The organism is Streptomyces sp. NPDC054783 (assembly GCF_053611725.1).
This window is the reverse complement of record NZ_JBSHAY010000001.1, coordinates 845229-857037: the sequence shown is the minus strand read 5'-3', so window position 1 is coordinate 857037 and position 11809 is coordinate 845229. Positions and strand designations below refer to the sequence as shown.

Here is an 11809-nt window from a genome sequence, read left to right as displayed (position 1 = left end):
CACGCCGGCGCTGGTCGGCCTCTGCCCAGGCCGACGGGGATTTTTGTCTTTGTCTTTGTCTGCATAGCCGCAGGGCGCGCGGCTGCTTGTGACGGTTCATCTCCTGCATCTGATCACCGGGGACGGCGCAGTGAGCCGGCCGGTCTTGATCTCACGGACCTGCTGGATGACTGGAGAGCCACTCGGCATGCCGATCGCGTGTGACGAAGAGACGGGTGAGGAGTGGTCACGTACACGTCCCCTGCCGGCGAAGGCAAGAAAGGGGCCGTCCGGTCGCCGGCTGAAGTCCCTTCCACTCGTAAGCCTTGTCGCCGTGGAGCTTGCCTTGCGGGCGGCGGTGTCGCTCGCGGCGAGAGCGGAGAGGCCCGGGGCTGAGACGGGAGCCGGCGCTCGTCGGACTCAGTGGGCCTTGGCTTCGTCGACGTCCAGGCCGCGATCGACGCCGTGGGGGACGACGTTCTGCCCGGGCTCGAGATGCAGGCGCGTGCCGTCGAGACGGACCTCGACCTTGTCCGCTTCGAAGGAGACCAGGTCGCCGATCCGGGCGACCTCCCGGTAGGCGTTGAGATACGACCAGGCGGCGCGGCGTGCGTCGCCGATGTCGTAGTAGTCGCACAGGCCCTTGTAGGGGCAGAAGGTCTGGCCTTCGACGGGGCGCAGCCGGGTCTCGTCGATGTCGGCGCGCGGGACGTACCAGCGCGGCGCGAATCCGGACTCGTAGAGGACGACGGGGTGTTCGGAGTGGGCGATCACCGTGTCGCCGAGGCGGACTTCCAGGGTGCGGGAGGTGTCGCGGATGTCGATGCGGTGGTACTGGTCCGCGGCGTGTCCCAGGATGCGTTCGTCCTCCTCGTAGACGGCGTCCATCGCCCGCCAGGCGAAGGCGATGCGGTCCCGGAGCTCGGCGGCGTGACCGGGCGGCGCCGTGAACTCCCAGGCTGCGCGTTCGGTGGTGCGGTCGCCGGCGTGCACCGCGTACCAGGTCGTGTCACCGAGATCCTTGTGGTGGGTGACCTTGTCACTCGGGAGCAGGGCTCGTGCGTCGACGTCTTCCCGGGAGAAGTAGGCCACGGGGTAGCGGCCCGGTTCGTGCAGCAGGATCACGTTCTCGCTGTCGGCGATCCACGTGTCGTTGAACTTCACGCGCATGCGGCGGCGCAGCGGCTCGGCGAACAGGAGGCGTTCCGGGAGGGGTTCGGGGGTGAGGAAGTGTCCGATCGCGCCGGCGGAGAGCGGGCCTTGCTGCCAGGACAATCCCATGGCGGGCTCCTTGCGGGGTGGGGGTGGACGGTGGCCGCACCCCGGGTGGGGTGGTTGTCGTCGACGGTCGGGGACGGTGCGCATGCCCCGCCCGGTATCCGCAGTCAGCGGGAGCGGCGGGATGCGGACGCGGGAGTGGCACGCGCTGCCATGAGCGTCGACGTGGAGGGGGTACGGGCGCCTGATGAGGCGGACCAGGTGGGTCGCGGCCGTCCGGACTTTTGTGCCGGACGACGTGGCCGGCCGGATCCGTGGCGCAGGGCCGGATGTCGTCACCGCACCGGCACCCGCCCAGCCGTCGAGGGCTTGCATCGCGAAGTCCCGGGCGGCGCGCATGGTCTGAGGGGTGGAGCCGAGAACCGTGTGGGGCGAGGTGTCGCATGGCGGGTCCTTTGTGCCGGCTGCGACAGGAAGGGGCGTCGGTCCCCCGGCTGCCGCAGCTGCCCCGACGCCCTGCCCGTCAGGCGAGGACGCGGCCGAGGAAGTCACGGATGTGCTCGGCGATGGTCCCGAGGTGGCTCTCCAGCGCGAAGTGGCCGGAGGCGAGCAGGTGGATCTCGGCATCGGGCAGGTCCTGGCGGAACGCCTCCGCGCCCGCGGGGCCGAAGATCTCGTCGCCTGCGCCCCAGACCGCCAGCAGCGGAACCTGGGAGTCGCGGAAGTACTGATGGACCTGTGGGTAGAGGTCCACGTTGGTGGGGTAGTCGCGGAAAAGCTTGAGCTGGATCTCGTCGTTGCCGGGACGGTCCAGCAGCGCCTGGTCGTGTACCCAGTTGTCCGGGCTGACCAGGGTGGGGTCGGCCACTCCGTTCACGTACTGCCAGCGTGTGGTCTCGAGGGTCAGGGCGCCGCGCATGGGGGCCTCCGTGCCTGCTCCCGGGGCCTCGGCATAGGCGAAGACGTCGTCCCAGAAGGGCTTGACGAAGCCCTCTTCGTAGGCGTTGCCGTTCTGGGTGACGATCGCGGTGATGCGGTTCGGGGCCTGGAGGGCGAGACGCCAGCCGATGGGGGCGCCGTAGTCCTGCACGTACATCGCGAACCGGTCGATGCCCAGGTGCTGGAGCAGGCCGGAGGTGACCTCGGTGAGGGCGTCGAAGGTGTAGGGGAAGTCCTGCACGGCAGGCATCGCGGACTGCCCGAACCCGATGTGGTCGGGGGCGATCACGTGGTAGCGGTCGGCCAGCGCCGGGATCAGGTGGCGGAACATGTGCGAGCTGGTCGGGAAGCCGTGGAGAAGCACGACTGCGGGTGCCTGGGGGTCGCCGGCCTCCCGGTAGAAGACCTCGAGACCGTTGACGGTGGCTGTGCGGTGGTGGACTGCGGAAGCCATATTCCTAACCCCTCCATCGAGCTTCAGTGGTTATAGATCCAGTCGAGCATGCCTTACCTAACCTGTCAAGAAGTTTTTGATGGTTATGCGACGGTGAGGTGCCGACGTGCCCGGGCGGTGGAACGTGGGCCTACCCCAAGCCTCCGTCCGTGATCGGCCATCAGCCAGCGCACCGCACATCTCGGGCCTGCGTGCCTCGTGGTCCACCAGGGAACCGCTGCGAGCATCGGCCCGGAGTGGGCGCGCTCGACCCTTCACGTGCCACATCGAGAGCCTGTGCAAGTGCGGCGATGCCGTACTCGACGGGGCCACGTGGACTGGGCAGCGCGGGTCCCCGAGGAACGCGTCAGGCACTGTCCTCCGCCCCGGCGGCCGCCCGGTCGACGCCGGCCACAGGTGCAGCCGTTCATGATCCTGCGCCTGCCTCTACTGCCGGCCGTTCGGCTGGTGCACGCCCGCGGGGGCAGCGGCGGCGCGGAGGGCCGGACGCTCGTACAGAAGACCAAAGAGCGGTCGACAACGCTCACAGGGAGGATGACGATGGATTCGTGATCACGGAATCGCGGCGGCACCGGCACAACGACCCCACCGCACAGATCCCAGCGCCATGGGGGCTGCCCGGCCGGCCACCCGCAGGAGGTCCACAATGGCGACGCTGCTGTCCGTCAACGTGGGGATGCCCAAGGACGTCTCCTGGAAGGGAAGGACCGTCCACACCGGAGCCTGGAAGGCCCCCGTCCAGGGCCCTCGTACGGTCCGGCGGCTGAACGTCGACGGAGACGGTCAAGGAGACCTGGCCGGGCACGGCGGCGAAATCCGTGCTGTCCTCGTCTACCAGCTGCAGTCCTACCAGTACTGGCAGAAGCAACTCGGCCGCGACGACCTGAGCTTCGGGATGTTCGGGGAGAACTTCACCGTCGACGGCCTGTCCGACGACGAAGTGTGCATCGGCGACCGGTACCGCATCGGCGAAGCCGAATTCGAGGTCACCCAGCCCCGCGTCACCTGCTACCGCGTCGGCATGCGCCTGGGCGAACCCGCCATGGCCTCCCTTCTGGTCGCCCACCACCGTCCCGGGTTCTACCTGCGCGTCATCACCGAGGGCCGTGTCCAGGCCGGGGACGAGATCACCCTCACCCGCAAGGGCCCGGAAGGACTCTGCGTCGCCGACACCGACGCGCTGCTCTACCTCCCCGACCGTGACCCCACCAAGCTGCGCAAAGCACTGAACATCCCCGCCCTCAGTCCCGGATGGCAGCAGTCCTTCCGTGAACTCGCCGCCGCCCAGCAGCCCACACAGGAACCGGGGTGGCCGGCCGAACGCGCAGCCACCCAGCAGCCCGGAGAAGAACCGGGATGGCCGGGCTTCAAGACCATGCGCGTCGCCCGCGTCGTCCCCGAGACCCCCACCGTCTCCTCGATCTACCTCGAGACCACCGACGACACGCTCCTGCCCGAGGCCCGTCCGGGTCAGTACCTCTCCATCCGCCTCGCCGTCGGCGACGCCGCCCCCGCAGTGCGCAGCTACTCCCTGTCCGCCTCCCCCACAGCACGCACCTACCGCATCAGCGTCAAGCACGAACCTCACGGGAGGGTCAGCAGCTACATCCATGCCGCGCTCCGTCCCGGGGACCTCGTGGACATCGCCAGCCCCCGCGGAACGTTCGTACTGGAAGAGACCACCCGGCCGGTCCTCCTCGTCTCGGCAGGGATCGGCGCCACTCCCGTGCTCGCCATGCTGCACCGGCTCGCCGCCACACGCGACCCACGCCCGGTCTGGTGGATCCACATCGCCCACGACCGCGCCCACCACGCATTCTCGGACGAGAGCCACACGCTCCTGGCGCAACTCCCCAACGCCCACGAGCACATCTACTACACCGCGGACACCGCCCCACATTCCGACGGCCCGCACATCGCCCAGGGCCGCCCCACGGCCCGATCACTCAGGGCCATGGGCATCCCCGCCGAAGCCGACGCCTACCTCTGTGGACCGCCCGCCTTCATGGACGACCTCGGCAGCCTCCTGCGCGCTCACGGCCTGAGCCCCGAGCGGATCCGCACGGAACAATTCAGCGCGCTTGCAGCCATCAACCCCGGCATCACGCCCAAGGCCGCCGTCCGGCCGCACCAACCACCCGGTCCCACGGGCACCGGCCCACTCGTCACCTTCGCCCGCAGCGGCATCGCCACACCATGGTCACCCGCCCACGCTTCCCTCCTCGATCTCGCCGAAGCCTGCGACATCCCCACCCGTTGGTCCTGCCGCACCGGTGTCTGCCACACCTGCACCACCCACCTCGTGGCGGGCGACATCACGTACACCGCTCCACCCCTCGAGCCCCCCGAAGCCGGCACCATCCTCGTCTGCTGCAGCCAACCCACCACCGAAGTCGTCCTCGACCTGTAGGGCTGTCCGGCGGATCTTTGAACCGCCCCGTGCCCAAGTCCGTTCGCATGGTCATGGGGTGGGACGATCCTTGCGTTCCCGGTCACGCCGGGGCAGGGGGGCGACGCGCTCTGCGGAGGCGGTAGATCAAGCGCACCGTCCCCGAGCGCCCGGCTCAGCGGGCCAACCGCCGGTCATCGCTGCCAGAGGAAGGCGGCCTCGCTGCAGGGGTGGCAGTGAAAGATGTAGCCGCGGCCACCTCCGCCGAAGTTGGCGGAGGTGGCGAAGTCGGATCCCTCTTCGAGTTCGGCCGTGAAGGTCATGCGGGCGGTGCAGGAGGGACAGTCAGGGGTCTCATCACCTTGGATCCAGTCTGCTTCGCCACCCAGCCGTCCCAGAACCGGATCCGCCGTTGGGGCGTCGGCCGGGTACGGGCGCAAGGCGGTGACCGCACCGAGGAGCGTCTCGCCTTGGGCGGGGACCGTGGCCGCCGCCAGTTGACCTCTGAACACGAAGGCGCGGTTGGCTCCGGCGGCGGCGTCCCAGTCGTCGCACATGCCCGGGTCGTTCTGGCAGAAGAACACCGCGACCGCCCCGAGATCGAGGGGCAGATGAGCGAGGAACTGCATGGGCCCGCCACAATTGCGGCAGTTCGGCCAGACGAATCCATCAGGGACGAGTGGAACTCCTCCCGTGCGCAGTACGGGAGCGTCGGGTACGGCTTCCCCGCCGTGGATCAGCAGCATGGCCAAAGCCTAGGTGCAGCCTCCCGCACTCCATCCGGGGGTCCACCGGGCGTTGCCAAGCCAAGATCCTCAGGACAGCCCCTGTCCGAGAACACCTCTCCGGTGGGGCCGACCGCCCTGCCACCGCGGGCTTTGCCGCCCTGGCCCAGCAGCGGACGGCCGACGGTTACCCCCTGCCGCTCGCGGCGGCGATGCTTGTCGGATTCGGCACCGCCGGCATGGCATTCGGCAGCGTGATCACCGCGAGCGCCGGAATCGCCGACCGTGACCAGGGCCTGGCCGGCGGAGTGATCAACACCAGCCGGCTGCTGGGCGCCGCGACGGGAGCGGCGCTGTTTCCCGCGGTCGCCGAAGCGTTCGACCGCACACGGCACACTCGACGGCAGTCGGCAACCGGGCGGCCCCGGTGGCAGGGCTGGTGGCGGCCGCACTCGCCGCGCTCGTCGGGCTGAAGGCCGGGTACCGGGCACTACGGCAGGTGTCACTGTTCAGCGGACCATCCAGGACCTGCGGTGAGCGAGCGCTTGCCCGATCCCACGCAGGGCCCGGCGGGTGCTGTCGGCGGCCGCCCACGCAGTCGACGCGGTGGCGACAGGGCCGGACGCGCGGGTGCTGACGAGGATCCGGCCCGGCCGCCGAGTGATCGTCTGTGCCAAGGAACCCGGGCATCACGCGGAGGTGGTGTGCGACGACTCCTGGTCGCGCTGGTAGGCGGCGAGGAGGAAGAGCCAGATCTCGCTGACGGTCGGGAAGCAGGCGACCGCGTGCCTGAGCCGTTTGAGAGGGACCTCGCCGGCGACCGCGATGGTCGCCGAGTGCAGGAGTTCGCTGACGCCCGGGCCGACGAAGGTCACTCCGAGCAGGACCTCCCGGTCGAGGTCGATGACCAGCCGGGCGTGGCCCCGGTAGCCGTCGGCGTAGAGGTTGGCGCCCTGGGCGGCGTTGAAGTCCAGGTCGATGCTCTTGGTGCGGTAGCCGGCGTCGACCGCCTGTTCGGCGGTGAGGCCCACCGCTGCCGCCTCGGGGTCGGTGAAGAAGACCTGCGGTACGGCGTGCTGGTCGGCGGTGGTGGCGTGGTCACCCCAGGGGGCGTCGTCCAACGGTCGGCCGGCGGCGCGTGCGGCGATGGCGTCGCCTGCGGTCCGGGCCTGGTACTTGCCCTGGTGGGTGAGCAGGGCGCGGTGGTTGACGTCGCCGAGCGCGTAGAGCCAGTCGCCGTCGACGTCCTTGACCAGGCAGGTGGTGTCCACGTCCAGCCAGGAGCCGGGGGTGAGGCCGACCGTGTCCAGGCCGACGTCGCTGGTGGCGGGGGTGCGGCCGGTGGCGAACAGCACCTCGTCGACCTCCAGCTCGCTGCCGTCGTCGAGGGTGAGGGTGACCGGTCCCTCGGGGTCCGGGCGGCGCAGAGCGGTCACGTGTACGCCGATCCGTACGTCCACGCCCGCCTCGCTCATTCCCTGGGCGACCAGTTCGCCGGCGAAGGGCTCCAGGCGCGGGATCAGGCGACGCCGGGCGAGCAGGGTGACGTGGGAACCGAGGCCCTGCCAGAGGGTGGCCATCTCGACGCCGACTCCGCCGCCGCCGATGACGGCGAGCCGGGCGGGCACGGTGCTGGAGTCGGTGCCGTGCCGGTTGGTCCAGGGCCGGGCCTCCTGGATGCCCGGGATGTCGGGGAGATTCGGCCGGCTGCCGGTGGCGATGGCCACGGCGTGCCGGGCCGTAAGGGCCTGGCGTGTGCCGTCGTCACGGGTGACGGTGACTTGGCGTGGGCCGTCGAGGCGGCCGTGGCCGCGGAAGAGATCGGCGCCGATGGACTTGACCCCCCGGGCCTGTCCGGAGTCGTCCCAGTCGGTGACGTAGCGGTTGCGACGGGCGAAGACGCCGTCGGTGTCGAGACGGCCGGTGACGGCCTGCCGGGCGCCGTCCACGCGGCGCGCGTCGGCGACCGCGAGGACCGGCCGCAGCAGCGCCTTGCTGGGCACGCAGGCCCAGTAGGAGCATTCGCCGCCGACGAGTTCCCGTTCCACGACGGCCACGGTGAGGCCGGCGACCCGGGCACGGTCGGCGACGTTCTGGCCGACCGGACCCGCACCCAGCACGATCACGTCGTAGGCGGTGGCTTCCTGGTTTTCGCGCGGTTCGCTCATTTGTTTCCTCACATCGCGATCGATGCTGATCCCGAGCTGTTCCCGGGATTGCCTGACGACGGTCGGTGTCGCGTCGGTCGAACTGGTATTCGCACTCCCCGTCGGGGCCCTGGAAGTGCGGACCGGGCGGGGGCCTGGTGATCAGTTGTGAGCGCGCGGGATGACGACCGGCCATTCGTTGTCGGCGTCGGCGAGGAGGTTGAAGTAGCTGGTGAGGATGTTCAGCGCCAGATTGCCCACGACCTCGGCCGTCTCGGCGTCGGTGACGCCGGCGGCCCGGGCCGCCTTCAGCTGCGTGTCGTCGATGCTGCCGCGGCTGCGGGCGATGGCGTCGGAGAGGGCGAGCAGTGCGGCGGTGTGCGGGTCGGAGGACTCGGCGTCGCGGGCCCGGTCCAGTTCCTCGGCGTCGACCTTGGCGACGTGCGCCCCTATGCAGGTGTGGGCGGACAGGCAGTACTCGCCATTGTTGTACTGGGCGGTGGCGATCGCCACATCTGTCCTGGACGGAGCCGGGCAGGAGTGGCAACCGGCCAGGGACCCACGCAGGTTCGAATCCTGCCCTGCTGTCTTCTCCCCGGCGAAGGCGGCCGATCAGGTCGGGAGGCGATGAGGGTAGCGGCTCGCCCGGAGGTCGGCGGCCGCGGATCGCCTGCGGCAACCTCGTAACATGCCGGCATTGACGACGGGGGCCGAGGTGCACAGGGGAGTCTTCAGCCCCTTGGTCGACAGAGCAAACGCCGTCTGCTGCGGCACTGGTTCAAGCCCGCCCTCGCACCGCAGGTCGCCTCCTCCGCAGCCGGAGAAGGCGACCTGCGCGCTGACGCCCGGCTACGAGCCGGGGCCACCTGCCGTCGGGTCAGTGACGGTGTCCGCCACGATGATCGCGGTCGTCGCCACGGTGGTCACCGCGGTGGTCACCGCGGTGGTCGTGGTCACGGCCCCAGGAGACGGCGTCGACGAAGCGGCCGCGGTCGTTGCGCAGCGTCGCGGTGTCACCGTCGTTCTCCCACACCTCGCGCCGCCGGTCCTGGTACACGTCGGTGTGGGTGTCCCAGCCGAACCCGGTGTGGACCCGGACCGTGCCACGGCCCTCCAGCCACACGTGGCGGAACGTGTACGTGCGGCCGTCCTCGTCGGAGAGGGTCCAGCCTTCCAGGTTCACCGCCCGACGGGTCGAGTTGGTGATGTCCACCCACTCCCGGTTCAGCGAGCGGTTGGAGCGGTCGTCGCGGCCCGGGGCGTCGTACTGCACACCGCTGATGTACACCGCGGTGTGCCACGGGTAGCTCGAGTGGTGGTCGGCGGCCGCGGCCGGCAAGGCCACCGCGCCCACGGCGGCGGCCGCTACGGCGGCGACGGCGGTCACGCGACGGACGGAAGAAGAAACGGACACGAGGTCCCCCTTCAAGGGTGCTCACACACAGCCGGTCGTGGCAGCAGAACCGCAGGCCAGCTGGATGTGTTGTGCTGGTGTGCAGCCGGTTGGCCGCACAGCCACACCTTGCACGCCACTCCCCCACACTGTGAGGGAAATGCGAAGGGCGTTACTGTTTCAACAAATTTCCGTAACTCACACCTGCAATGACCATCCAAATCCTGAATGCACCGGATTGGCGGCATCTGAGACTTACATGCCTTGCGAATACAGGCCTGAGGCAACCATCCGCCATCCACAGCCACCCATCACGACGACAGCGTTCACCCGAAAGTGAGTAACAGAGCCGGAGAGAGGCCGGACTCGGTGAGAGACGGCAGAGGCTTGCTCACTGCGGGTGGGGCTCGGCCGAGGAGTCGCCCACCGAACGCAGGTAGAAGGCGTGGGCCACCGACTCGATCTGCTCGTCGTTCAGGTACAGAGCCCACAGGTTGCCGAGCCGGCGCGCCGTGCGCACCTTCTCCTCCATGCCGTCGGCCGGAGCGAGGCGCGCCATCTGCTCGCCGACGGCATTACCGCCTGCACCCACTGCCGGCCCGAACCACGACCTGGGCATCACCGACCTACCGGCCCGTGTTCACCTCTCTCCGGAAAGGCACCCACCAGCATGCCCACCCTCGCCGTCATCCGCGCAGGCCTCGGCATGGGCCTCGCCATCGCCATACCTTCGGCTCGCGAGGATTCGGCGTCGCCCTGATCTCCCGAAACCGTGCCAGGCTCGACGACCTGGCCGCCCCGCTCGCCACCGAAGGCATCAGCGCCGCCCGCTTCCCCGGCGACGTACGAGACCATGACGCGCTCACCCGACCGACTTCCTGGGCCACGCACCTGCACACCGACCACGTCGGCTGGAACACCCACCTCGTCGACGGCGCCTGGGTACCCGCCTTCCCCATGCCAGCTACCCTTCCTGCGCGAGGAGTTCGAGTTCTGGCAGGAGTACGCCATGACCGACGGGGTGGGCACGTCGTACGCCGAGTTCGTACGCATGATCATGGACGGCACCGCAGCCGGCGTGGGCCACGGTGAGCACGGACGTGACTTCCCGGCCGACGCGCAGTGTCGGTGTTACTCGCCGATCCGACGCTTCGAGAGAGCCCGCTTCAGCGGGTGAACAGGTCGTCGTTCTCACGCACGAAATCGGCTATCCCCGAAGGGGGCCGCCCGGTGACCTGCTCCACGCCGTCCGACTCGCGGTCGTACCGGTTTTCCGCGTGAAGGCGGGCCATGGTGGAGATGTGCTGGAAGACGTGGTCCGGCAGCCCCATGGACCTGAGGTCGTTGTCGATCCATTCCTGCAGCGGGACGTCGGTGTAGGTGACAGGCCGGCCCAGGGCTGAGGAGACTTCCCCGGCCATGGCGGTGATGTCCTCCGAGCGGGGGCCGGTCAGTTCGTAGATCCGGCCGACGTGCGGGGCCGGGTCGGCCAGGATCTTCTCCACCACCGCGGCGACGTCGCCGGCCGCCACCGGGGAGGTCTTCGCCCGGCCGAAGGGCAGTCTGATGGTGCCGTCCTTTGCGATCGACGAGAGACCGACGCGGAAGAGGGGGTTTTCCATGAAAACCGTGGGCCTGATCTGGACGACGGGCAGGCCTGACCAGTCGAGAACCTGCTCGACCAGCCAGTGCTGTCGCTGCTGATGCGACTCGGAGGTGCTGGTGAGGTCCATCTCGGAGACAGTCAGCTGCGACATGTTGACGAACACTTCCAGGTGCCCGTACGCGCGCGCGACGGCCGCTGCCGTCGTGGCGGCCTCCAGATACTGCGCCGAGACACCCATGCCGAAGTACATGCGTCCGCAGCCGGCCAAGGCGTCGGCGATGTCGCCCGCCCGCGTCAGGTCTCCGACGACGACTTGGGCGCCCGTCGCGCGGAGCGCCTGCGCCCGTTCGTCATCGCGACGCACCATGGCCCGGACGGGCAGGCCCCGTCGCCGAAGGCCTTCGACCACGGATCGCCCGACAGCGCCGACGCCGCCCGCAGCGCCGGTCACCAAGATGGGCAGCACACTGGCTTCCGACGTGCGGTCCATAGGTGCACCGTGCAGCTCCCGCGGCCATGGCGCAACCGGGGCCAGCCTCCTGTCCCCCTGGGCGACAGGCGGAATGCGGGGCGCATGGTCGTCGCTCGACCGGCACGCGCCCAGGGCTCACCCTCGGACAAGGTTCACCGCCAACTCATCTGGTCCGCCCCTCGGACGCGAGCGACGCGTGCAGGCAAATGGCTGCGTCCATGCTCCTGCCGGAGCATCGGGCGTGACATCACCAACTCCACGCCGGGCGCAGACGCCGACGCCGTCAAACAACGACGCCACACAAGACCGTAACCCGACCGGGCTGCTCGAACGTGTTGCCGATTGCCCACCGTGCGAGCGCGACGCGGGGAGCTGCGCGAGGGCGGGCCGCTGATGTCTCGGCCAAGGCCCCGGACACATGCGCGCGCCGCATCAACCGGCGCCTCAAAGATCGGACGATACGGGGAGGGGCGCCGCCCGGAACCCG

Annotated in this window: 11 protein-coding genes; 3 read left to right on the top strand and 8 right to left on the bottom strand. The window is 69.7% G+C overall.

The features are described from left to right. Positions 1 to 399 precede the first annotated feature (399 nt). On the bottom strand, positions 400 to 1260 hold the full coding sequence (locus tag ACWGJ5_RS03975) for a DUF427 domain-containing protein (RefSeq protein ID WP_453308184.1): 861 nt from the start codon (positions 1258 to 1260) through the stop codon (positions 400 to 402). A 460-nt stretch (positions 1261 to 1720) separates the two neighbouring features. After that, positions 1721 to 2590 (bottom strand): alpha/beta fold hydrolase, encoded by an 870-nt coding sequence (locus ACWGJ5_RS03970; protein ID WP_453308183.1) that lies wholly within the window; start codon positions 2588 to 2590, stop codon positions 1721 to 1723. A 646-nt stretch (positions 2591 to 3236) separates the two neighbouring features. Between ACWGJ5_RS03970 and ACWGJ5_RS03965 the strand changes: the two genes are divergently transcribed. After that, complete coding sequence (locus ACWGJ5_RS03965) at positions 3237 to 5000, top strand: MOSC domain-containing protein (protein ID WP_453308182.1); 1764 nt, start codon at positions 3237 to 3239, stop codon at positions 4998 to 5000. A 173-nt stretch (positions 5001 to 5173) separates the two neighbouring features. Here ACWGJ5_RS03965 and ACWGJ5_RS03960 read toward each other — a convergent pair whose 3' ends face one another. Continuing rightward, entirely contained in the window at positions 5174 to 5725 is a 552-nt protein-coding gene (locus ACWGJ5_RS03960) for a hypothetical protein (protein WP_453308181.1), read from the bottom strand. Positions 5726 to 5943: 218 nt separating this feature from the next. On the opposite strand from ACWGJ5_RS03960, the gene ACWGJ5_RS03955 reads away from it, so the two are divergent. Further along, positions 5944 to 6177 carry a hypothetical protein gene (locus tag ACWGJ5_RS03955; protein WP_453308180.1) on the top strand — a complete coding sequence of 78 codons (234 nt, stop codon included), beginning with the start codon at positions 5944 to 5946 and terminating at the stop codon, positions 6175 to 6177. 216 nt (positions 6178 to 6393) lie between these two features. On the opposite strand, the gene ACWGJ5_RS03950 is transcribed toward ACWGJ5_RS03955, so the two are convergent. The 4 genes from ACWGJ5_RS03950 to ACWGJ5_RS03935 all read right to left on the bottom strand — a co-directional run bounded on the left by ACWGJ5_RS03950 (position 6394) and on the right by ACWGJ5_RS03935 (position 9803). Continuing rightward, a complete protein-coding gene (locus ACWGJ5_RS03950; RefSeq protein ID WP_453308179.1) occupies positions 6394 to 7872 on the bottom strand; it encodes a dihydrolipoyl dehydrogenase family protein in 1479 nt (492 codons plus the stop codon). Between the two features lie 141 nt (positions 7873 to 8013). Further along, complete coding sequence (locus ACWGJ5_RS03945; protein WP_453308178.1) at positions 8014 to 8364, bottom strand: carboxymuconolactone decarboxylase family protein; 351 nt, start codon at positions 8362 to 8364, stop codon at positions 8014 to 8016. Positions 8365 to 8728: 364 nt separating this feature from the next. Further along, positions 8729 to 9265 carry a lamin tail domain-containing protein gene (locus ACWGJ5_RS03940; RefSeq protein WP_453308177.1) on the bottom strand — a complete coding sequence of 179 codons (537 nt, stop codon included), beginning with the start codon at positions 9263 to 9265 and terminating at the stop codon, positions 8729 to 8731. Between the two features lie 370 nt (positions 9266 to 9635). Beyond that, a complete protein-coding gene (locus ACWGJ5_RS03935) occupies positions 9636 to 9803 on the bottom strand; it encodes a hypothetical protein (RefSeq protein ID WP_453308176.1) in 168 nt (55 codons plus the stop codon). 450 nt (positions 9804 to 10253) lie between these two features. Between ACWGJ5_RS03935 and ACWGJ5_RS03930 the strand changes: the two genes are divergently transcribed. Then, on the top strand, positions 10254 to 10421 hold the full coding sequence (locus ACWGJ5_RS03930; protein WP_453308175.1) for a hypothetical protein: 168 nt from the start codon (positions 10254 to 10256) through the stop codon (positions 10419 to 10421). On the opposite strand, the gene ACWGJ5_RS03925 is transcribed toward ACWGJ5_RS03930, so the two are convergent. Further along, the gene (locus tag ACWGJ5_RS03925; protein ID WP_453308174.1) at positions 10411 to 11340 is read right to left on the bottom strand and encodes an NmrA family NAD(P)-binding protein; all 930 of its coding nucleotides are present in this window, start codon (positions 11338 to 11340) and stop codon (positions 10411 to 10413) included. The genes ACWGJ5_RS03930 and ACWGJ5_RS03925 overlap by 11 nt on opposite strands. Positions 11341 to 11809: the final 469 nt, after the last annotated feature.